Source organism: Rhodococcus maanshanensis NBRC 100610, from assembly GCF_001894865.1.
Classification (GTDB): domain Bacteria; phylum Actinomycetota; class Actinomycetes; order Mycobacteriales; family Mycobacteriaceae; genus Rhodococcus_G; species Rhodococcus_G maanshanensis.
Genome location: NZ_BCXA01000065.1, coordinates 1 through 23,798 on the forward strand (window position 1 = coordinate 1; position 23,798 = coordinate 23,798).

At 70.1% G+C, this 23,798-nt stretch carries 26 protein-coding genes; 11 read left to right on the plus strand and 15 right to left on the minus strand.

Annotation, left to right across the window (positions count from 1 at the left end; translation table 11 throughout):
- Positions 1-55 precede the first annotated feature (55 nt).
- Together RM1_RS24710 and RM1_RS24715 are read right to left on the minus strand one after the other, a co-directional pair.
- Positions 56-808 (minus strand): DUF429 domain-containing protein, encoded by a 753-nt coding sequence (locus RM1_RS24710; protein ID WP_072754252.1) that lies wholly within the window; start codon positions 806-808, stop codon positions 56-58.
- 27 nt (positions 809-835) lie between these two features.
- A complete protein-coding gene (locus tag RM1_RS24715) occupies positions 836-1,054 on the minus strand; it encodes a hypothetical protein (RefSeq protein WP_072754253.1) in 219 nt (72 codons plus the stop codon).
- Between the two features lie 326 nt (positions 1,055-1,380).
- Here RM1_RS24715 and RM1_RS24720 point away from each other — a divergent pair, with 326 nt between their 5' ends.
- A complete protein-coding gene (locus tag RM1_RS24720) occupies positions 1,381-2,598 on the plus strand; it encodes a glycoside hydrolase family 183 protein (RefSeq protein WP_072754254.1) in 1,218 nt (405 codons plus the stop codon).
- 61 nt (positions 2,599-2,659) lie between these two features.
- Here the strand turns inward: RM1_RS24720 and RM1_RS24725 are convergent, their stop codons facing one another.
- Both RM1_RS24725 and RM1_RS24730 read right to left on the minus strand, forming a co-directional pair.
- Entirely contained in the window at positions 2,660-3,787 is a 1,128-nt protein-coding gene (locus RM1_RS24725; protein ID WP_072754255.1) for an acyl-CoA dehydrogenase family protein, read from the minus strand.
- A gap of 9 nt (positions 3,788-3,796) precedes the next feature.
- The gene (locus tag RM1_RS24730) at positions 3,797-4,969 is read right to left on the minus strand and encodes an acyl-CoA dehydrogenase family protein (protein WP_072754256.1); all 1,173 of its coding nucleotides are present in this window, start codon (positions 4,967-4,969) and stop codon (positions 3,797-3,799) included.
- A 105-nt stretch (positions 4,970-5,074) separates the two neighbouring features.
- On the opposite strand from RM1_RS24730, the gene RM1_RS24735 reads away from it, so the two are divergent.
- Positions 5,075-5,749 (plus strand): TetR/AcrR family transcriptional regulator, encoded by a 675-nt coding sequence (locus RM1_RS24735; RefSeq protein WP_083576940.1) that lies wholly within the window; start codon positions 5,075-5,077, stop codon positions 5,747-5,749.
- Positions 5,750-5,752: 3 nt separating this feature from the next.
- On the opposite strand, the gene RM1_RS24740 is transcribed toward RM1_RS24735, so the two are convergent.
- Positions 5,753-6,964 carry a hypothetical protein gene (locus RM1_RS24740; RefSeq protein ID WP_072754257.1) on the minus strand — a complete coding sequence of 404 codons (1,212 nt, stop codon included), beginning with the start codon at positions 6,962-6,964 and terminating at the stop codon, positions 5,753-5,755.
- Positions 6,965-7,118: 154 nt separating this feature from the next.
- On the opposite strand from RM1_RS24740, the gene RM1_RS24745 reads away from it, so the two are divergent.
- The 5 genes from RM1_RS24745 (at position 7,119) to RM1_RS24765 (ending at position 11,069) form a co-directional block, all read left to right on the plus strand.
- Positions 7,119-7,499 (plus strand): excalibur calcium-binding domain-containing protein, encoded by a 381-nt coding sequence (locus RM1_RS24745; protein ID WP_072754258.1) that lies wholly within the window; start codon positions 7,119-7,121, stop codon positions 7,497-7,499.
- A gap of 108 nt (positions 7,500-7,607) precedes the next feature.
- Positions 7,608-8,183, plus strand: coding sequence for a histidine phosphatase family protein (locus RM1_RS24750; RefSeq protein WP_072754259.1), 576 nt, complete (start codon positions 7,608-7,610; stop codon positions 8,181-8,183).
- A gap of 142 nt (positions 8,184-8,325) precedes the next feature.
- Positions 8,326-9,909: a hypothetical protein gene (locus tag RM1_RS24755; protein ID WP_072754274.1), complete on the plus strand. Its 1,584-nt coding sequence runs from the start codon at positions 8,326-8,328 to the stop codon at positions 9,907-9,909.
- Positions 9,910-9,954: 45 nt separating this feature from the next.
- Positions 9,955-10,437, plus strand: a complete 483-nt coding sequence (locus tag RM1_RS24760; RefSeq protein WP_072754260.1) for an SgcJ/EcaC family oxidoreductase — start codon at positions 9,955-9,957, stop codon at positions 10,435-10,437.
- 53 nt (positions 10,438-10,490) lie between these two features.
- Entirely contained in the window at positions 10,491-11,069 is a 579-nt protein-coding gene (locus tag RM1_RS24765) for an AMIN-like domain-containing (lipo)protein (RefSeq protein ID WP_072754275.1), read from the plus strand.
- A 30-nt stretch (positions 11,070-11,099) separates the two neighbouring features.
- Here RM1_RS24765 and RM1_RS24770 read toward each other — a convergent pair whose 3' ends face one another.
- The 4 genes from RM1_RS24770 to RM1_RS24785 form a co-directional block, all read right to left on the minus strand.
- Positions 11,100-13,607 (minus strand): ABC transporter permease, encoded by a 2,508-nt coding sequence (locus RM1_RS24770; protein ID WP_425528714.1) that lies wholly within the window; start codon positions 13,605-13,607, stop codon positions 11,100-11,102.
- 15 nt (positions 13,608-13,622) lie between these two features.
- A complete protein-coding gene (locus RM1_RS24775; protein WP_072754262.1) occupies positions 13,623-14,423 on the minus strand; it encodes an ABC transporter ATP-binding protein in 801 nt (266 codons plus the stop codon).
- 130 nt (positions 14,424-14,553) lie between these two features.
- A complete protein-coding gene (locus RM1_RS24780; protein WP_072754263.1) occupies positions 14,554-14,904 on the minus strand; it encodes a DUF2834 domain-containing protein in 351 nt (116 codons plus the stop codon).
- A 40-nt stretch (positions 14,905-14,944) separates the two neighbouring features.
- Positions 14,945-16,006 carry a DUF2332 domain-containing protein gene (locus RM1_RS24785; RefSeq protein WP_245816601.1) on the minus strand — a complete coding sequence of 354 codons (1,062 nt, stop codon included), beginning with the start codon at positions 16,004-16,006 and terminating at the stop codon, positions 14,945-14,947.
- A 115-nt stretch (positions 16,007-16,121) separates the two neighbouring features.
- Between RM1_RS24785 and RM1_RS24790 the strand changes: the two genes are divergently transcribed.
- A complete protein-coding gene (locus RM1_RS24790) occupies positions 16,122-16,898 on the plus strand; it encodes a deoxyribonuclease IV (protein WP_072754265.1) in 777 nt (258 codons plus the stop codon).
- Between the two features lie 10 nt (positions 16,899-16,908).
- Here RM1_RS24790 and RM1_RS24795 read toward each other — a convergent pair whose 3' ends face one another.
- Both RM1_RS24795 and RM1_RS24800 read right to left on the minus strand, forming a co-directional pair.
- A complete protein-coding gene (locus tag RM1_RS24795) occupies positions 16,909-17,232 on the minus strand; it encodes an ArsR/SmtB family transcription factor (protein WP_072754266.1) in 324 nt (107 codons plus the stop codon).
- On the minus strand, positions 17,229-17,699 hold the full coding sequence (locus RM1_RS24800) for an SRPBCC family protein (RefSeq protein ID WP_072754267.1): 471 nt from the start codon (positions 17,697-17,699) through the stop codon (positions 17,229-17,231). The genes RM1_RS24795 and RM1_RS24800 overlap by 4 nt, the downstream gene beginning before the upstream one ends.
- A gap of 150 nt (positions 17,700-17,849) precedes the next feature.
- On the opposite strand from RM1_RS24800, the gene RM1_RS24805 reads away from it, so the two are divergent.
- Together RM1_RS24805 and RM1_RS24810 are read left to right on the plus strand one after the other, a co-directional pair.
- A complete protein-coding gene (locus RM1_RS24805; RefSeq protein ID WP_072754268.1) occupies positions 17,850-18,374 on the plus strand; it encodes a hypothetical protein in 525 nt (174 codons plus the stop codon).
- Positions 18,375-18,473: 99 nt separating this feature from the next.
- Positions 18,474-19,070 carry a hypothetical protein gene (locus RM1_RS24810; protein WP_072754269.1) on the plus strand — a complete coding sequence of 199 codons (597 nt, stop codon included), beginning with the start codon at positions 18,474-18,476 and terminating at the stop codon, positions 19,068-19,070.
- Positions 19,071-19,077: 7 nt separating this feature from the next.
- Here the strand turns inward: RM1_RS24810 and RM1_RS24815 are convergent, their stop codons facing one another.
- The 4 genes from RM1_RS24815 to RM1_RS24830 all read right to left on the minus strand — a co-directional run bounded on the left by RM1_RS24815 (position 19,078) and on the right by RM1_RS24830 (position 23,588).
- Positions 19,078-21,237 carry a peptidase domain-containing ABC transporter gene (locus RM1_RS24815; protein ID WP_245816603.1) on the minus strand — a complete coding sequence of 720 codons (2,160 nt, stop codon included), beginning with the start codon at positions 21,235-21,237 and terminating at the stop codon, positions 19,078-19,080.
- Complete coding sequence (locus RM1_RS24820) at positions 21,234-22,325, minus strand: TIGR04500 family putative peptide maturation system protein (RefSeq protein WP_072754271.1); 1,092 nt, start codon at positions 22,323-22,325, stop codon at positions 21,234-21,236. The genes RM1_RS24815 and RM1_RS24820 overlap by 4 nt, the downstream gene beginning before the upstream one ends.
- On the minus strand, positions 22,322-23,347 hold the full coding sequence (locus tag RM1_RS26265; protein ID WP_072754272.1) for an MvdC/MvdD family ATP grasp protein: 1,026 nt from the start codon (positions 23,345-23,347) through the stop codon (positions 22,322-22,324). Before RM1_RS26265 ends, RM1_RS24820 begins: the two co-directional genes overlap by 4 nt.
- 85 nt (positions 23,348-23,432) lie before the next feature.
- Entirely contained in the window at positions 23,433-23,588 is a 156-nt protein-coding gene (locus tag RM1_RS24830; RefSeq protein ID WP_072754273.1) for a putative ATP-grasp target RiPP, read from the minus strand.
- Between RM1_RS24830 and RM1_RS26635 the strand changes: the two genes are divergently transcribed.
- Positions 23,572-23,798: hypothetical protein (locus tag RM1_RS26635; RefSeq protein ID WP_218019744.1), on the plus strand; the 227-nt coding region annotated here is incomplete at its 3' end. The two genes, RM1_RS24830 and RM1_RS26635, sit on opposite strands and share 17 nt — an antisense overlap.

Sequence of the window (23,798 nt, forward strand, 5' to 3'; positions counted from 1 at the left end):
ACAAACCTCAGAACACCAAAACGCCTGGTCGGACGTGGTGATCGGCTTCCTGCCCTCAGATTCGCGCGCCTCGGAGCGTTGCCAGCGGCGAATTCGGTAGGTGAATCCACCCCTCCCGCTCCGCCACCACCCGATCCGCGTCCGCGGGCAGCTCTGTCTTGCCGAGTGCGGCAGCGCGTGCCACGACGGCGGCCACCACCGCATCGAAGGCGTCGTCGGATTCCCGGCACAGCCACTCCCACTCCCCGAGGTCCAGCCACGGCGCCGCCCCGGTGAACGCGGTGACGAGTTCGGTGAGTGCCGACCGGTTGACCCGACCCTTGTATCCGCGCGCGGGCAGGCCCCACCCGAGCAGGGCGGCCGCCGGGTACACCTCGACCGCGCGGCCCTCGACCCGGCCGGCCTCGACTCCACTCTCTCGGAGCTCGGCGAGCAGGCCCGCGCAGCGGAACGCGACATGTGCGATGCGATCGGCGGAGACGCTGAGCGGGGACAGCCCCGTCGACGCACGGACGAGAAGATCGGTGCGGCGCATCGCCAACGGCCTGCGGCCGTCCCTGCTCTCGAGGTCGTTGGTCCCCTGCAGCGTGCCGGTGTCGTGGTCGTTCAGGAATCGGACGAAGGCCTCGGGCCACCCGAACGGCGAGTCGATCCCCGTTCGCTCGGCGTCTCGGATCGCCTCGACGATCTCGGCGTTGCCGACACCCAGATGCAGGCTCTCGAGCGTCGCCGCACCTCCGGACCACGCGATCACCGCGACCGCGGTCTTTCCCGGCTCCGCCGCAAGGTCCACACCCACAGTCCGCATCAGTCGAGGCTAGGGGTGTGCGTCGGGCTAGGCGGTGGTGCGACGCGAGCGTGCGGGGCGCTCGAGGCGGCCGTGCGACTCCGCCCGCAGCTTCAGCAGGTAGAGCCCGGAGACGGACGCGACGATGAGCCACAGCACGGCGACCTCGACATCGAGGCCGTAGATGCCGATGGCGGCGCCGACGAGTCCGGTCACGAAGACACAGGCACTGAGGGTCTTGAGGGCGGGAGGGGCGATTGTGGTCATGCTCGAACACCTACTCGGAGGATCTTCGGCGTCTCGCACGCGAGCCGCCGGCGTGGTAACTGCTTCGTCGAGAATTACGCATCTCGGGGGCGTAAGACTCCTGAGCCGCATTTCCGCACGAAACGCTAGCGGCGGATTGGCGACAATCCCGGTAGGCGCGGCGGGGTTATCCAAATCGAGACCTTCTCCGCCCTCGGCGGTAATTCGGAAGTCTTGTCCGAACGGTTATCCAAGGCCACGACCACCATTCTCGCGCTTCGTTAGATTGTCAGCGGCCGCGATTCCTGTGCGGCCGTTGCGAGGAAATCGAGAGGGAAGGCCAACCGATGCCACGTACCCCGAAGTTCGCGATGTTGTCCCTCGCCGCGACCATGGCGTCGACAGCGGTACTCGCCATCAGCGCTCCCGCCGCGGCCGTTGACCTGTTCTGCGGCGGTACCGGCAGCGGCGGGAGCAGCGGGTTCGGCAGCACCGGCGGCGCGGGCAATCCGATCCCGTGGTTGAACGGTCAGGACGGGCGGCTCCCCAACCTCAAGGGCAAGACCCAGGCGGTCGAGCATGTCACCGGCATGAACGGCCCGAATGACACCGCCAGGCGATTCAACGTGGTCGGCACCGATCTCGGCATCATGTGGGACAACGGCGCGGGCCAGGTCCTCACCGCGTTCGGCGACACCACCGGACTGAGCCAGGTTCCGCTGTGCGAAGGGCTGGTGGGCGACTGGCGGAGCAACGTGCTCTTCCGCAGCTCCGATCGCGACCTCAGCGACGGGATGAGCATCGACAGCTCTCCCCTCGACCGGCCGAACCACTCGAAGGAATTCCTCCCGAGCAAAAAGATCCCCGGCGTCGAACACACCGTCATCCCGACCACCGGAATCTCCGTCAACGGGGTGCAGTACATCAATTACATGTCCATTCGCAGCTGGGCGGCGCCCGGCGAATGGGTCACCAATTACTCCCAGATCGCCACCTCCACCGACAATGGCGAGACATGGACGCCGCGCCCGGAGTCGATCCGGCTGAATGTCCTCGACGACGCCCTGTCACGGGCGAATCTCCCCGCGACCGGAAATCAGAACTTCCAGATGGGCGCCTTCGTCAAGCACGACGGATTCGTCTACAACTTCGGCACGCCGTCGGGTCGGTCCGGGCAGGCCCGGCTCTCCCGCACCCCCGAGGCCTCGATCCTGAACGTCGCCGGCTACGAGTACTGGGACGGCACCGGCTGGGTGGTCGGCAACCCGGCCGTCGCGGTGCCGGTCCTGGACGGCCGCGTCAGCGAGCTGTCGGTCCAGTACAGCGCCTACCTGGGCAAGTTCATCGCGCTGTACTCCAACCAGTCGAACGCGCTGGTGATGCGGACCGCACCGGTGCTGACCGGGCCGTGGAGCGCACCGGAGACACTGGTCAGCAGCGCGACCGTGCCCGGCCTGTACGGCGCGTACATGCACCCCTGGTCGGAGGGCGAGGACCTGTACTTCCTGGCCACGACGTGGTCCGACTACAACGTGATGATGATGCGCACCAAGCTCAGCCGCTGACCCCCGACAGCCGAGAGCCCCGCCGACCGCACAGGTCGACGGGGCTCTCGGCCGTCACGGGCTACTCCGAGACGTTGACCATCTCGTGGTCGGCGACGGTGCCTGCCAGCACGCGCAGGTGGTCGTCGGCGCTGCCGAGCGTGTGCTCGATCGCGACGAGCCGGGACACGTAGTGCCCCACCGGGTACTCGGCGGTCATGCCGATGCCGCCGTGCATCTGGATGGCCTCCTGACCGATGTGCCGCGAGGCCCGTCCGATCTGCAGCTTGGCCCGCGAGGCGATCGTGGGGTCCTTCACGCCGTCCGCCAGGGACATCGTCGCGTACAGGCTCATGCTGCTCGCCAGCTCCAGCGAGACGTACATGTCCGCCGCGCGCTGGGTGAGGGTCTGGAACTTCGCCAGCGGAACACCGAACTGCTTGCGCTGCTTGAGGTATTCGGTGGTCAGCCGCAGCGTCTCCGCCATCGCCCCCACCGCCTCTGCGCACAGCGCGGCCTGCACGCGCACCTCGGATGCGGCGATCGCGGCGGTGACGTCGCCGTCGCCGAGCTGCTCGGCCGCCGCGTCGACGAACTCGATCTGGGCGCCGCGCAGCCCATCATGAGTGGCGTAGCCGCGCCGGGTCACGCCATCGGCGGCGGCATCGACCAGGAACAGGCCCACTCCCCCGCCGGGCAGGGTCGCGCTCACGACCAGGGTGTCGGCGCAATCGCCGTGCAGCACCGGGTTCTTGCGGCCGGTGAGGACCCAGCCGTCGCCCCGCGCGGTGGCGGTCGTGGAGACCGCGGTCGCCGGCCACCGGCTGCCGGGCTCGTCGTGCGCGAACGCCAGCAGCACGGTGCCCTCGGCGACCCGGGGCAGGAACCGCGAGCGCTGGTCGGCCGAGCCTGCGTCGGCGATCAGCCCACCGGCGACGAGGACGGCGAGGTACGGCTCCGGCGCCAGCGCACGGCCGATCTCGTTCATCACCGCCATCGTCTCGACCGGTCCGGCGCCCATCCCGCCGTCCTCCTCGGCGAACGGCAGCCCGAGCAGGCCGATCTCCGCGAAGCTCTTCCACACGTCCCGGCTCCAGCCGGGCTCGGTGGCGGTGACGGCGTTGCGCTTCTCGGCGTCGTAGCTGCGGCTGAGCAGCTCACGGGTCGTGTCACGCAGCATGACCTGTTCGTCATTGAGTTCGAAGTCCATTGCGGCGCCTCACAATCCGAGGATCGAAGAGGCAATGATGGTGCGCTGCACCTCGCTCGATCCGCTGTAGATGGATACCTTTCGGTAGTTCAGGTAGGTCGGGGCGGCGTGCTGCGCCCAGGCGGGCGAGTCGATGTCGGCCGCCCCGAACGGCAGCGAATCGGGGCCCGCGACGTCCATGAGGATCTCGGTGGTGGCCTGCTGCAGCTCCGAGCCGCGCAGCTTGAGCAGCGAGGACGCCGGGTTGGGCTTGCCGTCCGCCGAGCCCGCGACCACCCGCAGCTGCGTCAGCTCGAGCGCGAGCAGCTCGTTCTCCAGCTCCGCCAGGCGCGCCGCGAACAGCGGGTCCTGCAGCAGCGTGCCGTCGCCGACCTCGGTCTGGGCCGCCAGCTCCTTGGCCCTGGCCAGGCGCACCTTGGAGGTGCCGACCCGGGTGACGCCCGTGCGCTCGTTGCCGAGTAGGAACTTCGCGTATCCCCAGCCGGCGTTCTCCTCGCCCACGAGGTTCTCGGCCGGGACGCGGACGTCCTCGAACCACACCTCGTTGACCTCATAGCTGCCGTCGATCAGCTTGATCGGGCGGACGGTGACGCCGGGGGTCTTCATGTCGATGAGCAGGAACGAGATGCCCGCCTGCCGCTTCGGGGCGTTCGGGTCCGTCCGGACCAGGCAGAAGATCCAGTCCGCGTGCTGCGCCAGCGTGGTCCAGGTCTTCTGACCGTTGACGATGTAGTCGTCGCCGTCGCGGACCGCACGGGTCTTGAGCGAGGCCAGGTCGGAGCCCGCCTCCGGCTCGGAGAAGCCCTGGCACCACCAGATGTCGAGGTTCGCGGTCGCGGGCAGGAACCGCTCCTTCTGCTCCTGCGAGCCGAACGCCGCGATGACCGGTCCGACCATGTCGGCGTTGAATGCCAGCGGGTCCGGCACCGAGGCCAGCTGCATCTCGTCCAACCAGATGTGACGCTGCACCGGCGTCCAGTCGCGGCCGCCCCATTCGACCGGCCAGTTCGGCACGGCGAGCCCGTTCGCGTTGAGGATCGCCTGGGTGGCCTTGAAATCCTCGGCGGTCAGCTCACCGCCGCGCGCGGCGCGCTCACGGATGTCGGCCGGGACCTGGGTGGTGAAGAACGTGCGCATCTCGTCGCGAAAGGCGAGTTCCTCGTCGGTGAGTTTCAGGTTCATTGTGTGCTTTCTGTGTCAGATCGCCGAACCCCGGCCGGTCGGACCGGACGGGGCGAGCCGAGAGCGCGCACTGCAAAACTAAGCGCACGCTCATTTCCTAAGCGCATGCTTATACTTGTCCCGCTGGCGGGTGTTGTCAAGGTCGAACGGGAAGCGGAGGCGAAGGTGAGCGAATCGGTGACGGCGGAGTCCCCCGCCGTGGTGAGCAGCTCCAAGGCCGCCGCGCGGATCCGGGCCGCGGCCGTGGAGGCGTTCGCCGAGAACGGCTACGGCGGGACCACCACCCGCGACATCGCCGCCCGCCTCGGCCTGAGCCCGGCGGCGATGTACCCGCACTACAAGTCCAAGGAAGAGCTGCTCTACGCGATCAGCTACGAGGGCCACCAGCGGTGCGTGGAACTGCTCACCGACGCCGATCCCGTCGACTCGCCACCCGCCGCGAGGCTGCGCGCGGTGGTCGGCGCCTTCACGCGCTGGCACGCCAAACACCACGCCCGCGGACGGGTGGTCCAGTACGAGCTGACCGCGCTCTCACCCGAGCACTACCGCACGATCATCGGGCTCCGCCGCGACGTGAACCGGATCGTCAAGCGGATCGTCAAGGCAGGCGCAGCGGACGGCTCGTTCGTCGTCCCTGACGTCGAGGGGGTGACCCTCGCGATCACCTCGCTCTGCGTCGATGTGTGCCGGTGGTTCCCCGGCGGCGGCTTCAGCGAACCGGATCAGGTCGCGGAGCTGTATTCCGAACTGGCCCTTCGCCTCGTCGCGGCCACCGCCTGACCGTCAGTCCCGCCCGCGGCCCGGGTCCGCGCGCGAGGTCAGCGCCAGGATGTCCCCGTACAGGACGCTCTGATACGTCCCCATCAGCTCCTCGACCCCACCGAACTGGTCGCCGACATGATGGGTGTTCTCCGCCGACAGTTCCCGGTTGCCCGAACGCGCGATGAGGTCGTCGATCCTCGAATCGAGGCTCATCGTCCGCTGCACCGCGGCGATCGCCTGCAGCTGGTCCTCTGCCTGGGACAGCAGGTCACCGATGCGGGCCAGCGCTGCGACCCGGTCGACCAGCTGACGCCACACCGGGGCAAGCGCCGTCTGCCGCGCGGTGATCTGGGCGCGGGCACCCTCGCCCCGCGTGGACTGCATGGCCGCGGCGAGCTCGGCGGTGATCCCCCGCAGCGCCACGGTGTCGGCCGCGATCTGGATCAGCTCGTCCGCCAGGTCCAGCTGGGCACGCTGGATGAGGAAGTGCTCCGAATGCCAGGCCGAGGACCCGTCGATCCGGTCGTAGAGCGTGCCCGCCAGGTAGAGCAGGGTGTCGTAGCGGTCGGCGAACCGCTCGCCCTCGGGCGCGGCGCCCTGTGCGAGGGCCTCGGCGGCCCGCCGACCGACGCCGGCCAGCGGGGTGCTCTCGGTGAGCGCTGCGACCCGCTCGGCCGCCGCGCCCAGGGTCGCGTTCCGCACCTGGTCGACGGGGCGTTCCCCCGAGGTGACGGGCACCGGGGTCCGCTGCAATGCGTTGAACAGCGCCTCCCGTTGGTCGGGTTCGAGGTGCACCCCGTCGCGTCGCTCCCGCCGGATCGCCCGCACCCCGCTCGCGTAGTGCGTGGCGGACAGCACCAGGGCCGCCCGCAGGTGAGCGAGCCGCTTGGCGACCTCGGCGGCCCGGAAGGTGAACACCGCCTGCACCGGCCCCGGCCGCAGCTCCGCCGCCCGCCCCGCGAGCCGCGCATGTTCGTCGGTGAGCCGTCGGAGCGCGTCGAAGCCCCCGATCGACGGGATCGTCCGGCCCGTTCGCCGCCGCTCGGCCAGGATCTCGCGCGTGGCTGAGTCGAGGTGACCGGCCGCGATCAGGACCGCAGCGTCGTCGGACAGCACCGGCAGCCGGGCATCGACCCACGCGTCCTCGCTCCACCGCCGCACCTGCAGCGAGATGCGCTCGCGGCGTTGCGCCGCGGTCTCGTATTCGCCCGGGACCTGCGGGTCATCCGACATCGAGCCTCCTCGAGTTCCAGGACTCCACTGTTCCAGAAATCGAGGCGCGACGCTTCGACACGGCAGACGGGTGCTGCGCACGCCGACTTCCGGAACCGACCGATTTGTCCGCTATGGTGCGGGCTCCAACAACTCACGAAACGGAGAAGGATCGATGATGGTTCGACGGCTCACTGTCGGGATACTCGGGTGCGCAGCGGTGTTGGTCGCACCGACCGCCGCATCCGCGGCAACGCTGGCCGAGTACCTGCCGCCGGAAGTTGCAGGCATGATCACCAGCGGATCCGCCGACGCCGCCCAGCCCCTGCTCCCGTTGCTTCCGCCTCCCCCGTTCCCCGCACCTGCGCCCGCGCCGGCACCCGCGCCCCGCTTCGTGCCGCCCGCTCCCGCTCCCCCTGCACCGGCGAAGCCGAACCGTACGTACAAGAACTGCACCGAGGTCCGCAATGCCGGCGCAGCGCCGCTCTACCGGGGCGAGGCCGGCTACGCCGCCCACCTCGATCGGGACAACGACGGAATCGCCTGCGAAGGCTGACCCCCGACCGGCCGTGTGCCCTCCATTTCGAGCGGAGGGCACACGGCCGTCGAATCACCCAGTCGCGCAGCACCGCTCGCACCCGCCCGGTGTTAGTCTGCGGCGACCATGACCTACCTGGCGCTGATTCGGCACGGCGAGACCGAGTGGAACGCACAACGCCGCCTGCAGGGCTCTTCCGACATCCCACTCAACGACACCGGCCGTGCGCAGGCGCACAGGGCGGCCGACACCCTGGCAGACCGGACCTGGGATCTACTGGTCAGCTCGCCGCTGTCGCGCGCAACCGAGACCGCCGACATCATCGGCGCGCGGCTCGGCATCGAACGCTCCGCCGCGTACCACGACCTGGCCGAACGCCATCTCGGCGAGGCCGAGGGCGTCACCGACTACGAGGCCTACGACCGTTGGCCGCACGGCCGCTATCCGGATATCGAACCGAAGCCCGCGGTCGCGCAGCGCGGGCTTCGCGCCATCGAGGACCTGGCCCGATGCCACCCCGGGTCTGCGATCATCGCGGTCACGCACGGCGGGGTCATCCGGGCGGTCCTCGACTCCGTCCACTCGGCTCGCTCACCGCGAATTCGCAACGCGGGCATCAGCACCATGAGCCACGACGGGCAGCGGTGGACCGTGCACACCATCAACGGGGTCGAACTGCTGCCCCGGCACGCCAAGAGCTAGACAGGCCCGCCCGCGACTATTGCCACCACTTCCCGGGACCAGGTGCGAAACTCATAGGGTGAGGCAACCACCCGAACGTGGAAACGCACGCCGGATTCGCCCGCCGCTACTGCGGTTGTGTGGCATCGCCGCGGTCGGCCTGTTGTGGCCGGTCCCGGTCGCCGCGGCCGCGACTCCGCCGAGCCAGCCCGCCGCCTGCGTGCCGTTCGGGACCGCTCAGCTGCCGCCGGGGGCGCCGTCCGGCGGCGGCAGGCTCGGGCTGACGAACCTGCCGGTGTTCGCCGGACAGTCCGCCCCCGCGAGCGTCGAACTACGCACGCCGACCACACAGTTCAACCGGTTCTCCGATTTCGCCCTCGTCGGCCGGGACCTGCTCACCCGCCCCCGATCGACGGGTGCCGACGCCGAACCGTGGCGCTACGTCCCGATGCCCGAATGCCTGCGAGGCCGACTGATCGGGATCTCCCTCGACGACGACGAGTTGGTCGCCATCGACGACAACGGCTGGATCTACACGATGGACAACGCCTCGCAGGACCCGATTCTGTGGAACTGGACGTCCGCGTGGGGCTCGCCGCTGTGGTTCGCTCCCGGACAACAACTTCCGGGCGAGAACGGGAACGGCTGGGCGCTGAGCGTCTCCTCCCCGTGGGACAACCAGACCTTCACCGACATCGCGGGACGAATCCACTATGTGGGGCTGGGGAAGATGACGATGCTCCCCGCGCTCACCGGCGACGGCAGCCGCATCACCTTCGCCGACCCGTGGCTGCCGAACGACGACAGCTACGAGATCGGCGGCCCGCTCGGTGGCCGGTTCAAGTCGATCTCGCTGTCCGCGGCCGGGTCGACGACCTTCGTGATGAACAGGTACGGCGACATGTACACCCGCAGTTTCGATTTCGACTCGTCAGGCTCGGACTCGGTCTTCTTCCGGTACAGCTGGGACAGCCAGGCCGGCAAGCCAACCGCCCCCAATATCGTCGCCGAACTGCTCGACCGCAGCACCGCCGCCATCCAGCTGCCCGCGCCCGACTGGATCCATCAGCCCAAGATCCCCGGTGAGATCACCTCGGCGATCAGCGTGAACTCCATCGGGCCCGGCCCCGGCCAGCGCGAACTGCGGGTGGAGGGTCGCCGCGACGGCGCCACCGGGTTCTGGCACAAGAACCTGACCGCGCCCGACTGGGAGTTCACCCGCACGGATGCCGCGCGCCTTGGCACACCCGTCGACAACCCGTCGGCGGACCGGTCCAACGACACCCTGGCCCCGCCCGCGCCGTGGCACCTGTCGGGGGACCTGCCCGCCCGCGACGGCAGCATCGACGGGCAGGTCCTGATCGACATCGGGTTCCCCTACTCGGTCGTCGACCCACGGCTGCTCGACGCGGTCGGATCGCACGCCGCGCCGTCGGGCTACCGCATCTCGGTGTCGCACTTCGACCCCGCGGCCACCAGCAGGGCGGCAACGGTGACGGCACCGGACGGCACCGAGATCCCGGTCGTGCTGCACACCGCCGACGGGCTGCGCCTGTTCGACACGCGCGCTCCCGGTCTCGACGGTGAGCCGCGCCATCTCGTCGGCGCCGTCGAGGTCCCGCGCGACGCCTTCGACTCGCGCGGTGACGATCCCGCGCTGGAGAGCTTCGTCCGGGACTGGATGCGGGGCAAGCAGATCGCAGCCATCACCCTCAGCGCCACCGACCACGATCTGGTGGTGAGGTAGCCCCGTCGAACCCATCGAACGACAACGAGGAAGTCAGGTGCCGCGATGTACAGGTCCATCGTTCGATCCATCGCACTGACCGCGGCCGCGATCGCGACCCTCACGGCCTGCGCGGACCCGATCTCCGGAGACGCACAGGACGACCCGCCGTCGCCGGAACAGGTCGCCGCCCTGTTCGACACCTGGAACCAGACGCTGGCGACCGGCGACCCGGAGGCGGTCGCGGACCTGTACGCCCCGGACGCGGTGCTCCTCCCGACGGTGTCCAATGTGGTGCGGACCGACCGCGCGGGCATCGTCGACTACTTCACCAGCTTCCTGCCCAGCAAGCCGAGCGCGGTGATCGAGCAGTCCGTCGTCAACGTCCTCGACGCGGAGAACGCGATCGACACCGGCGTCTACCGGTTCACCCTGAACAAGCCCGAGGCCCCGGAAGTCGTCGACGCCCGCTACACCTTCGTATACGAGAAGAGAGACGGCAAATGGCTGATCGTGAACCACCACTCCTCAGAAATGCCGGAATCATGAACCGCCCGAACGCGCCCCGCCCGCGGCTCGTGGCGCTCTGTGGCGCGCTCGCGATGGGCGGTGTGCTCGCGCTGACCGGCTGCGGCGACGGCAGCGACGGCCTCGCGACCACCTCCGGGTCGGTCACCACGGCTCCGGTGGACTCCGCCACATCCGGGTCGGCCGCCACGCTCATGTCGACGACCCCGAACACCGCCTGGAGCACCGACCCCCAACGGGCCGACGCGTCCGACGACGCACGCCTGACGGTCTCCGGCCTGCGCGTCGGCGGCCAGGACGGCTACGACCGCGTGGTCTACGAGCTGGGCGGCACCGGCGTCCCCGGCTGGTCGGTCCGCTACGTCGACCTGGCCGTCCAGGAGGGCAGCGGGGACGTGATCCCGGTCGCGGGCGAGGCGATCCTCGAGGTTCTCATCACCGGCAGCGGCTACCCCTTCGACACGGGCGTCGCCGAGTACGACGGACCGAACCCGTTGCCGGGCGGGGGTTCCGAGCTGGTCACCGAGGCCCGGATCTCGGGGGTGTTCGAGGGGACCACCCAGGCGTTCATCGGGCTCGAGTCCGGTGGGCACCCGTTCACGGTGTCCACGCTGAGCGACCCGACCAGGCTGGTCGTCGACATCGAGCACTGACGTCGACGACCCAGCCCTGCCGCTCCGCGATCACACCCCGGCGATCGCCTCCAGCGGCTTGGTCCGCGCGGCCCGCGCGGCAGGCCACAGGGCGGCCAGCACGCCGACCACCGCGGAGCCGAGCAGCATCGCCACCACCTGTCCCCACGGCACCGCGATCACGTCGAGGCCCTCATCCGCCAGCGTGCTCACGAAACCCCAACCGAACGCGAGCCCGAGCAGCACCCCGACCGCCGCACCGAAGACCGCGATGAGCACCGACTCGAGGTAGATGGTGCGGCGCACCTGCGGCCGTTGCATGCCGACGGCCCTGAGCATTCCGATCTCGCGACGCCGCTCCACCACCGACAGCGCGAGGGTGTTGATGATGCCGAGGATCGCGATCACGATGGCCAACGCCAGCAGCCCGTAGAGCACCGCCAGTAGGGTGTCGATCTGCTTGCCCTGACTGCCCTTGAACTCCTCCCGGTCCTTGACCTGCACCACCAGGAACTTGTCCGTCGCCGCCGCCAGATCGCTGCGCATCGTCGCCAGGTCGGCGCCGGGCTGCGCCTCGATCAGCACCGCCCAGACCGCCCTGACCGCGGCCGGGGTCACCTGCTCGTACACCGATTCGGGCACAACCCAGTCGCCGAGGAGCTGGGAGTCGGCATAGACACCGGTGACATTGGTGGTCACCTGCTCGCCGTCGCGGTCGGTCAGGACGACCGGCGAGCCGAGCCGCCACCCCTTCTCGGCGGCGGTCGTCTCGGAGACGAGCATGTTGCTGCCCGACAGCTCGGCCGACCCCTCCGCGAGCGTGTAGTCGAGGACACCGTCGAGCTGACCGCTGAGAGCGGTGCCCATCTGCGCCTCGTCGTCGATCTTCACCGAAACGCCGTGCAGCGCGACCGCATCCGCGACGCCGGGTACCTCCTTGGCCGCGGCCGCCGCCCCGAGGGGAACACCCATCGAATCCGGGCCGAGGAGGATGTAGTCGGCACTGACGCCGGTGTCCACCAGGGAATTCACGCTCTCCTTCGCGGACGCCCCGAACACCCCGATCACCGACACCAGCATCAGCCCGAGGGTCAACGCGAACGCGGTCGCCGCGGTACGGCGGGGATTGCGCACGGCGTTGGTGCGGGCCAGCCGGCCCACCGGACCGAACGGCTTGGCCAGCACCGCGCCGAGCGCGCCGACCACCGGGCGCGAGAGCGCTGGGGCGGCGAGCAGGACCGCGACGATCAATGCGGCAGCACCGAGGCCGACCGTCGTGGCCGCGCCGCCCCCGGTACCGCGCGAACCGACCAGCAACAGCACGCCGCCGACCACCGCGGCGATCGCGCCGACCAGCGTCCGCACGCGCAGCGAGTCACCGGTGGAGGAGAACTCCTCCCGCATCGCCGCCACCGGCGGCACCTTGGCCGCCCGGCGCGCGGGCGCATAGGCGCTGACCACCGTGACGAGCACGCCGACGGCGAGGGCCACGATGACGGTGCGCGGCTCGAGCTGCAACGGCCCGGACGGCAACCCGACATCGAAGCCGTTGAGCAACGCGCGCAGCCCGTAGGCGAGGCCGACGCCCGCGGCGATTCCGAGCGCGCTGCCGATCAGGCCGACGATGAGCGCCTCGAGCACCACCGAACGCCCAACCTGCTTGCGGCTGGCGCCGATCGCCCGCAGCAGCGCGAGCTCGCGCAGCCGCTGGGCCACGATCATCGAGAAGGTGTTGTAGATGATGAACGTCCCGACCAGCAGCGCGATCGCGCCGAACGCGAGCAGGAAGTAGTTCATGAAGCTGAGCGCCGAGCTCACCTCCGCCTTCACGTCCTCGCGAACCTGATCGCCGGTGTCCACCTTGAGGTCAGGGAGGGCGGCCGCGACGCGGTCGCGCAACTCGGACTGAGAGACACCGGTGCCCGCGACGTCGATGTAGTCCACGTGGCTACCGTCGGTGAAGAGCTCGCGCGCCTGCGCGCCGTCGAACAACGCGCCGACGAATCCGCCGGTGTCGGAAGGTGTTTCGTAGATCCCGCTGACGGTGACGTCGATGACGCCGCTCGTGGGCACCAGCACCTGGGTCCGGTCCCCCACCGCGAGACCGGCCTTGCGTGCCGCGCCCTCGTTGAGGGCGATCTGGCCCGGCGCGGCGGGCGGCGCGCCCGCGACCATCACATCGGGCTCGCCGAGCGCCTGTTCCGGCGGGATGTACGACAGCCCGATGCTGGGCGCGCCACCGGACTGCAAGGGCTTCTTGTCGGCGCCGAGCAGCACGATCGGGCCGTCGACGGCAGGCACGACCGCGCGCACCCCGTCGACGGCCTCCAGCGTCGGGAGGTCGGTCAGCGGCACCCCGCTCGACCCCTCCTCCAGGCCGCTGACCCGGACGTCGACGCCCTTGGCCGCATCCGCGAACAGGCCGTCGAAGGTCTTCTGCAGCGTGTCGGTGAACACGAACGACCCGGCCACGAAGGCGGTGCCGAGGACGACGGAGAGCACGGTCAGCGCGAGACGTACCTTGTGCGCCGCGAGGTTTCGCAGCGAGACCTTGCGCATGGGTGAGGCCATGTCTCAGCCCTCTACGTCGACGGCGACGGTGTCGAGCCGCTTCATCCGGTCCAGAACGGTCTCGGCGGTCGGGTCACGCAACTCGTCGACGATGTGGCCGTCGGCGAGGAACACCACCCGGTCCGCGTAGCTCGCGGCCCGAGGATCGTGCGTGACGATTACGACGGTCTGGCCGAACTCGCCGACCGCGGCGCGCAGGATTGCGAGCACCTCGCCGGAGGAGCGCGAGTCCAGGTTCCCGGTGGGCTCGTCGCCGAAGATGATCTCCGGCTGCCCGGCCAGCGCCCGCGCGCAGGCGACGCGCTGCTGCTGGCCGCCGGACAGCTCGCTCGGCCGGTGGTCGAGCCGGTCCTTGAGCCCGAGCCGGGTCAGCACGTTGTCGAGCCAGGACGGATCGGCCTTGCGGCCCGCGATGTCGAGCGGGAGGGTGATGTTCTCCAGCGCCGTGAGCGTCGGAACCAGGTTGAACGCCTGGAAGACGAATCCGATCCGATCGCGCCGCAGCTGCGTCATCTGCTTGTCGGACAGGGTGGTCAGCTCGGTGTCACCGATCATGACCGAGCCCGAAGTGGCGGAATCCAGCCCGGCCAGGCAGTGCATCAGCGTCGACTTTCCTGACCCCGATGGTCCCATGATCGCGGTGAACTCGCCGCGGGCGAAGTCGGCCGACACCCCGTCCAGCGCACGGACCTGGGTGTCCCCCGAGCCGTAAGTCTTGTTCAGGTTCTGCGCGCGGGCAGCGAGGGGTGTGGGGGCCGGCGTTTCGGTTGACACCGCGACGGCGCCGAGGGCATGCGAGCTCATGACTGCCTTTCGTCCTGGGGCTGGGCTGACACTGCGACCGCATCAGTCTGGTCGGAGCAGTTATACGAGCACCATCAGGGACCACCCTGATCTTTCGCTCAGGGTGCGGTCCGACCGCGACAGCCGGTGCTCACGTCGCCATCGTGCCCGAGGTCTCCGACAGGCGCCGCTCGCGGGCGATCAGGAAGAGCGGGAACATCACGCTGATCGCGATCACGATCGACAGCACGACGTACACCCACACGTACTTGATGCCCAGCCTGCGGGCCTCGACGACCATGAACACGACGGCCGCGAGCGCGACGAGCCACAGGTCGTTGACCAACGAACTGCTCGCGTAGTTGGCGTAGCCGTCGGCGACGAATCCCCCGAGATCGTTGCCGTCCGCGAGGTACGCGATGTTGTTCCACCACGTCGCGATCAGTGCAACGAATGCGATCACGCCGTAGACGACACAGAGATTCCTGCGAGCAGGAGACATGCGCGAAGGTTAACCCCCGACGCCGCTCGGCGTCCCCGGTTCAGGTGGCGGAGCCGGAGGCTTGCCGGCCTCCTGTCAGCCACGTCAGCAGGCGGCCCCGCGACCAGCAGCGGCCGATAGCCTCGGCGTGCAGGGCCGACCCGTCGAAAACCGCAAGGCCGATGATGCTGTGGCCGGAGGCGCGGCGATCGCCGAGCGTCGGTATCGCAGGCGCGACCCCGACCCCCTCCGCCGACACCCACGCCACCGCCCGGCCCGCCGCCGCTTCGTCGAGGCTGTGCAGGAAGCGCAGGCGGCCCTCGAGCGAGAGCTGCGACAACGCCCACGTCGTGGTGACGACGGGCAGGGCGTCCGCGGGGACCCGGGCGAAGGCTTCGGGCATCAACTCGACGGCATCACCTCGCAGCAGCAGCGGAGGGGACGTCGCCGTCAACGCCATCTCCGCGTCGAGCCTCGCGGCCCGCACCGGTTGGTCCGGCCCGAGGCAGGCGCGCAACCATCGGGCGTCGTCCGCGTCGGTCACGTCGATCGGATCGAGGTCGATGCCGACCCGGGCGACGACCTCGGGCATCGCCAGCGCCGGGATGGGCCGGTCTCCCACGACCGAGGACGACAGCTGCACGGGAGAGGACGGGTCGCCAAGCGTCTGTCCGTTGCTGTACGTGATCCCGACGCGATCGACGTTGAGGTCGAGCCCGGCCGAACAGCCAACGTCGATCAGCCCGACGGCATTCGCGCCCACCCGGCGCGCCACCTCGGCAATGGCCGGATAGAGCACGGCGCCGCATCCGGTCTCGTCGGTCAGCACCTTCCTGCGCACGACGATGGCCACGACCGAGTCGGTCATGCGCAGCAGCGCGTCGATCGCCGCACGAGCGGCGGCGTCGCCGTCCCCGGCCGCATAGGCCGCGGCAAGCGCCGGGGCGCGTCCGGCGAGGGCGAGGTCGCACAGCGCCGCGAGGATCACCGTTGGGTGCCGCTTGCGCGCAGGCGCCGCCTCGATGGCCCGCAGCGCCTCGTCGGACTCGCTCAGCGCGACGGCGACACGCGCATACAGTGGCGATGTCTCGGCGGCGTCGACCTCGCCGAAGCGTCGGTACACCTGAGCAAGTGTGCGAGCCCTGCCCGCGGGCGCGGCGCTTCCTGCGGTCGACCTCGGCATCCCGACGACTCTGCCATGGGAACGACATCCCGCCCCAGGCCCTACCCTGGTAGCCATGCGCATCGGAGCACACGTACGCGAGGACGACGATCCCATCGGGGCAGGTGAGCGACTCGGCGCGGAGGTGGTGCAGCTGTTCCTCACCGACCCGCAGAAGTGGAACAAGCTGACCCCGCACCCGAGGGCCGAGCAGATCCGCGACAGCGCGATCGACGTCGTGGTCCACTCGTCGTATGTCATCAACGTGGCGAGCCTGAACAACCGGATCCGGATCCCCTCCCGCAAGTCGGTGGCGGAACAGGCGAAGGCCGCGGCGGACCTCGGTGCGATCGGCCTGGTCGTGCACGGCGGGCACGTCCGTGACGGCGAGGACACCGCCGCGGGGTTCGACAACTGGCGCAAGCTGTTCGAGCGGCAGGCCGACAAGGGCGGCTTCGAGGTGCCGATCCTGATCGAGAACACCGCTGGCGGCGAGTCGTCGATGGCGCGGCGGTTCGACGACATCGCCCGGCTGTGGGACCAGGTCGGCGAGTTCGGCGCCGGCTTCTGCCTCGACACCTGCCACGCGTGGGCCGGTGGCGAGGAACTGGTCGGTGTCGTGGAACGGATCAAGGCGATCACCGGGCGCATCGACCTGGTGCACCTGAACAATTCCCGAGACGAGTTCAACTCCGCGCGGGACCGGCACGCGAACCTGGCCGACGGAACGATCGACCCGGAGGTGCTCGCGGCCGTCGTGCTCGCCGCTCAGGCCCCGGTCATCCTCGAGACCCCGGCGGACGGCCTCGCCGACGACCTTGCCTACCTGCGCGAGGCCGTCGGCAACGCCTGAGCCGACAGGCCTACAGCGCCTCGGCGATTCGCTTGATCTCGGAGAGCCGGGCGTCCCACTGCGCGCCGATCGCCTCGAGCCGCCTGCCGACCGCACTGAGGGTGGCGCCGATCGCCCGGTACCGCACCTCCCGGCCCGCCGGGACGCGTTCGACCAGCCCGGCGGCCTCCAACGCGGCGAGGTGCTTCGCGATCGCCTGCCTGCTGACGGGCAGGCGATCGGCGAGGGCGGACGCCGACAGGTCCGCCTCGCCGAGCAGCACCAGAATGTCCCAGCGGGTGTCGTCGGCGAGCGCGGCGAACACGCGGGTCGGCGCCGGGACCCCGCCGGTCATGCCGCCTTCGCCTCGAGGTAGGCCACCAGCTCGTCCAGCTCGGCGTTCCAGCCCTGACGGTTGCCCTCGAGCGCGTCGCGGCGCTCGGATTCCACGTCGCTGACCCGGTCGAAGCCGGTCTCGACGACGGTGAGCTCGGTGGAGCCGCCGAGCTCACGGAGCGTGAATCGCACATCCGTGCCGCGGATCAGGTCGGGGTCGTCCGCCTGGCCCCAGCGGTACCCGAAGCGGTCGGGCTCGTCTACCTCGATGATCTCGAGGGGCATGTCGCCGTGCTCGTCCCAGCTGAAGACGCCCCTGGCCCCGACCGTGAGCGAGTCGATGACCGCACGCTGGCCGAACCATTTCGCGATGTGCTCCGGCTCGGTCAGCGCCTGCCACACCCGATCGCGCGGCGCGTCGATGACCACGGTCCTGCTGACGATGTAGCGCCCCTCGTCCACGGTTGCCTGCCCTGTCGACGCCATCTCGATCTCCTCCTGTGGGTTGCCCGCAATAACTGCAACCCAATGGTTGCACTCATCCTCGATCGATGCAACCCTTTGGTTGCACTAGCGATCGCGTGTCGCGGCCCGTCGCTCACCGGAATTCGGGTCTCCAATTGTTAGGATCGGCAAGTGAACTCGCTGGTCGAGGCCCTCAGCTCCGATAGCGCACCGTGGTGGGCGGTACCGCTGTCGATGATCGTCGGGATCCTGCTCGGCGTCTTCGCGGTCCGGCGCGGCCGGTCGGCGGCCCCTCCGGAACCGGCCCGCGCGGTCGCCACCGACCCGCAGGCCCGGTCCACCTACGTGCGCTTCCTCGCCGCGGCCGACCGTGCACACAACAGCATCGTCGAGGTCGACCACGCCGTGCTCGCCGAGGCGGACCTCGAGGAGTCGCTCGAGTCCGACGACCCGAAACTGAGGGCACTGGCCCGGTCCATCGTCGAGATGGACGCGATGGCGAACGAACTCCGGATCTGCGCCCCCGGCCCGGTGGTCGGCGCGACCGTCGCCCTCTTCGGATTCGTCACCGACTCCACCATCGACGGCGTCACCGACCAGGACGCGTTCCGGACCCGATACAACGACAAGAAAGCCGCACTGATCGGCGCGATCCGGGAATCGCTCGGGGAGCAGCCGCTCACACCGGCACGCTGAACGGACCACGTTGTCCGGGCGGTGAAATCATCTCTCGCCGGGTGCCCGGTTATCCGGTACCTTCTCCTCGGAGCAGCACACGACCACGAGGAGCATTGAGTGAACGGCAAGAACCTGGCACGTCGCACCACCGCCGCATTCGCCATCGGCGCGACCGCCACCCTCGTGTTCGCGGGCACCGCGGGCGCCGACCCCCAGTCGGACGGCATCCAGGATCTCCGCAAGGCCGCGGCCAACTCGGAGGCGAACAGCGCCGCCGTCGACGTCCTGGTCGGCTCTCCCCTTGTCACCACGAACATCGCGAGCTCCTTCGGCCTGTTCGCGTTCACCTCGCCGACGATCGGCTGCGGCCCCGGCGTCCCGATCACGCTGACCGGAGCCTCCGCCAGCAGCGGCGGCGACCTCAAGGCCGGCCAGATCCGGTTCCAGGCCTCGCCCCGGGTCTCCGGCGTGGCGAAGGGCTCCGGTCTGACCGCAGTGTGGGTCAACACCAGCACCGGTGCCAGCGGCATCGCCCCCATCGACGGTGTCACCGAGTTCGGCACCCCGTCGCTGTCGAAGGTCGTCGACTCGGGCCCCGGCAACGTGGCCGCCGCGCTCTTCGGCACGGTCACCTACGCGGACGCGACCTGTGTGGTGCTGCCGACCGTCGGCATGTTCACCGTCGCCGCCCCCGCGGGCGCTCCCGCCAAGTAGCCCCGAATCAGGTTGCCGGGGCGGCCTCGATCGTCTGCCCCGCAACCAGATCGGCGTACGCGCCGCCCGCGCCGACGAGTTCGTCGTGTCTGCCCCGCTCCACGATCCGGCCGCCTTCGAGCACCAGGATCACGTCCGCATCCCGCACCGTGCTCATGCGGTGCGCGATGATGATGCGGGTCTGACGCAGCGTGGACAGATTGCCCGCGACGGCCGCCTCCGTTCTCGTGTCCAGCGCGCTGGTCGCCTCGTCCAGCAAAAGGATGCACGGGTCCGCCAGCACCGCCCTGGCCAACGCCAGCCGCTGCCGCTGACCGCCGGACAGCCCCGCCCCCTCGCGGAGCACGGTGTCGTAGCCCATCGGCATCGCTGCGATCTCGTCGTGCAGGCACGCCACCAGGGCGGCCGCCATGATCTCGTCCCGCCCGGCCCTCGGCCTGCACAGCCCGATGTTCTCGGCGATGCTCCCGGTGAACAACACGCACTCCTGCGTGACGACGCCGAACTGGGCGCGCAGCGACCTCAGGTCGACACCAACCGAATCGATGCCGTCGAAGTGCACCGATCCCTCGGTCGGCGGGAACAGTCCGAGCAGCAGGCGCGCGAGGGTGCTCTTGCCCGAGCCGGAGCGTCCGACCAGGGCCACCGTTGCCCCCGCCGGAATCTCGAGATCGAGGTCGCGCAGCACCCACTCCGAGCGTGGGTCGTATCGAAACCCCACACCCCGCAACGAGATCGATCCACGAAGCGCAGGCGCGACCGCGACGTCGAGGTCGTTCTGCTCGGCGGGTGACTCGAGGATGTCGCCGATCCGCCGCAGGTGCGCGCCCGCCACCTGGAGCCGCTGCAGGGTGCCGACGAGCGAACCGATCGGCGCCAGCGCGGCCAGCGCGATCCCGTTCAGCGCGATCATCTGACCGAGCGACTGCTGCCCCGACATCACCTGGGTCGCACCGACGGTGATCAGCACCGCGGGAGCCGCGACCCGCAGAGTCGAGAGCGCCGCGTCCAGCGCACCCTGCAGCAGGCCACTGCGCGCGGCATCGTGCACCGACGCGGCGAACAGTCGCGACCACTGTGCCAGCACCGCAGTCTCGGCGCCGGAGGCCTTCACCGTCTCGATCCCGCCGACCGCCTCGATCAGCTGCCCCTCGGCGGCGGCCTGCCCGGCGAGCTCCCGCTGCCCGAGCTCGACCACCCGGCGGTTGCTCAGCGCGATGAGGCCGACCGACGCCACCGCGAACCCGGTCAGCCAGAGGCCGACCAGCGGTGACCACCAGTACACCGCCGCGAGGTAGCCCAGCGCGAGTGGCCCGTCGAGGAGTGCGGCGACGACCGGGCCCGTGACCAGCTCGCGTACCGCGCCCACCGATGAGATGCGTTGCACCACATCACCGGTCCCCCGCCTGAGGAAGTACCCGAGCGGCAGCCGCAGCAGCCGCTCGACGAGCGTCGCGGTGACCTCCGCGTCGACCTGGCTGCGGAAGAGGACCAACAGCGCACTCCGCGCCAGCCCGACCCCGAGGTAGCCGAGGCACGCGGCGCCGACCGCGAGCATCACGACGAGCAGCAGGCTCCGATCATCGTCCGGTATGACCCGGTCCACCAGGACGGCCGACGACAGCGGCAGTGCCATCCCCAACGCCTGCAACGCCGCCGAGGCGAGCACGATCCGGGCGATCAGGCCGCGTCGTCCGCGCAGCAGGAGCGAGGCCAGCTCCCGGCGCCACGGCGCCCGCGAGCGATCGGACCGGTGCGGTTCGAGCGAACCTCGCTCGAATTCCAGCAACACCCCGGAATAGCCCTCGTCGAACTCGTCGTGCCGGATCCTGCGCCTGCCTCGGGCCGGGTCCACGATGTGCACCCAGGTCGGCCCGACCCGCTCGACCACCACGAAATGGTCTCCGCGCCAATGCACCACGGCAGGCAATGTCACCTCGCCGCGCAGCACGATCTGCGCCGGTCCACCCAGCGCGCGCACGCCCAGCCCGTACCCGCGGGCGGCCTGCACCAGCGCCAACGCGGTCAACCCGTCCCGTCCCGCACCGAGTTCCTCGCCCACCTCGGCCGCGGTGCGGTGCGATCCGAAGTACCGGAGGATCATCGTCAGGCACGCCGCACCGCAGTCCGACATCCCGTTCTGGGCGACGGGGACGATCCGCGTCACGGCCGGTGCACCGGTGCGCCGGTGGGCGTCTTGGCGGCGTCCCCCCAGAACCACTCGATCCGGGCGGCCTCGTGCCGCTCCGCCAGCCACTGCGCGAACACCGCCTCCGCCACCGCCCGATCGGCCTGTGCGTCCGACGCCGCCCGAGTTCGCGCCAGGACCTGCACGACCCGCCAGCCCGGCTCGTCCGACACGGGACCGAGCACCTCCGAGGGTTCGGCCAGAAACAGTGGCCCCGCAAGAGATTCGGGGAGCTCGCACCTGACCACCTCGGTCATTTCGACACCAGTGAGCGTGGCCGAGGCGGCGAACTCCGCCGCGGCCGCGGCGCCGAACGCGCCCACGGCATCCTCCCCGCCGTCGACCATCCGCGCCCGCACGAGATCGAGGAACCGCTCGGCCTCGGTACGCTCGGCGAATCGCACGGTGGCGACGCGCGCCCGATCGAGGCCGCCGACGTTCTCGGCCAGCCATGCGTGCCCGCGGTCCGCCACGACCCGCCGCTTCAGCTCCGCGATGGCGGCCTCGCGCTCCACCAGCTCCTCGAGCGCCGTATGGCTGAGGGTCCTGGCACGCATCCAGCGCTCGGTGTCCGCCACCGTCAGCAACCCGCGCGCCCGCCGGAACGCGTCCATGGCGTCCTGCAGCACGCCAGGCTCCAGCCGCACGGGATTCTCGGCGAGTTCCTGCTTGATCAGGCATACCGAGATCAGCCGGTCGAGCAACTCGGTCCGCTCCCACATCACGTCGAGGTAGGCCATCGCCTCCTCGATCGCGAGCGCCTCCCCGTTCACCCGCAGCAGCATCGATTCGGCGGTGCGCTGGGTCCCGCGCAGTGACCACGGGATGGCTCGCTCGGGCGCCCAGGAGAGGGTGGCCGTGCCCACCCCCGTCTCGGTGAGCAGCAGGCCGTACTGCATGGAATCGTCCAGCGCCTCACGGTGCCGGAGCAGCCGCATCCGGGTGCGCGGATGCCGGGCGCGCAGCGGGGCGAGGGCCTCGCGGGGGTCGGGCCGCGCCGAGGACTCGTTGAGCTGCACCAGCAGGCTCAGCGCCTCGGCGAGCAGGGTCGGGGTCGGTGCGGTCATGAGGTGGCTCCGAGGGTTCGTTGCGGGAGGTGACGATCGGCCGAGCTCAACAGCAGGGAGGCCAGCTCGGCGGAGATGGGCAGCCCGGTGGCGTCCTCGATCCACAGCCACTGGCCCGACGGATTGATCTCCAGGAAGACGTACCTGCCGTCCGGGGTCAAGATCAGATCGATTGCGCCGTACCGCAGACCGAGCTCGGCGACCAGGAGTACGCAGCGCCGGGCGACGTCGGCGGGCAGGTCGTGCACGGCATACCGGGTCGCGGAAGGGTCGTAGCAGCGCCAGTCGAGACGGGTGTGATTGCTCTCCTGGCTGTGGATCTCGGCGGCGAAGACGGTCGTACCGACGACGGTCACCCGCAGTTCCACCCGCTTCGGCACGTAGCCCTGGACGATCAGCGGACACAGCCGCATCGCCTCGGCAGAGGCCACGTCGACGGTGGTGGCGAGTTCCGCCATCCTGGCGTGGCTTTCGTCGCCGCGCACCAGCCACGGTCGCTGCAAGGGCTTGGTGATGACCCGGCCCTCGTTCTCGTCCCAGAAATCGAGGAACTCGTCGGGGTCGGTCGTGATGATCGTCGGCGGGAGCTCAAAGCCGAGCCGTCCCGCGAGGCCGAGCTGCCCCGGCTTGCGTCCGGCGAGCCGGATCGCGGACCTGGTGCCCGGCACGGCGAGTCCATCCAGGTCGTCCCAGAGTCCCGAGGCAAAGGACTCGCATTCCTGCTCGACGTACTCGCGAACGGCAGGGTCGGTGACGGTGGGGTGCGCGAGTGGGTCCTGCGGGCGGCGGAACCAGACGGCGTCGACCGATTCCAGGTCCACCCGCTCACCGTCGCGGACGAGCCAGCGGCTGCGCCGGCCGTCTGAGCTGTAACGCACCGACAGCGCCGCAGCGGAAGGGAATTCGGCGGGATCGAAGACGGTGACGCGGGCGCCCTCGGCGTGGAGCAGGCCCATCACCGTGTCGGCGTGGGCGTCACCGGGCTGCGTCAGGACCAGGATGTGGGCGGCGGGCTGTGGCATGGCGATTGCTCCTCGTGTACGTCCCGAGGGCGCGCAGGGGGCGCGGTTCGCACCGCGCCCCCTGTCTCCCCTGTGGGGTGACCGATCAGAAGTCGGCGTCGGTCCCGGTCCAGCCGTCGACCACGTCGATGACCTTGCTGGAGCGGCCGCGGTCACGCATACCGCCGGAGACGGCCGCGAGCTGCGCCTCGTTGAGCTCGGCGCCGGCCGCGGGGATCTCGTTGATGGTGGTGTTGCGCATCTGTCTCTCCTTCAGTGAAAGCGTCGGTCCGTCCGACACCACAGACAGTGCCGGGCAGCGGTGGAAAGCGGTTGGCAGTGCGCTGAACGGCACCGGCAACGCACTGGTAAGTCGCTGGCAAACGCGCCCCCATATGCTGATCGGCATGCTCGAACCGACCGCAGCCACGCCGCCTCCGACATCCGTGTACCTGCAGGTTCTCGGCCCGGT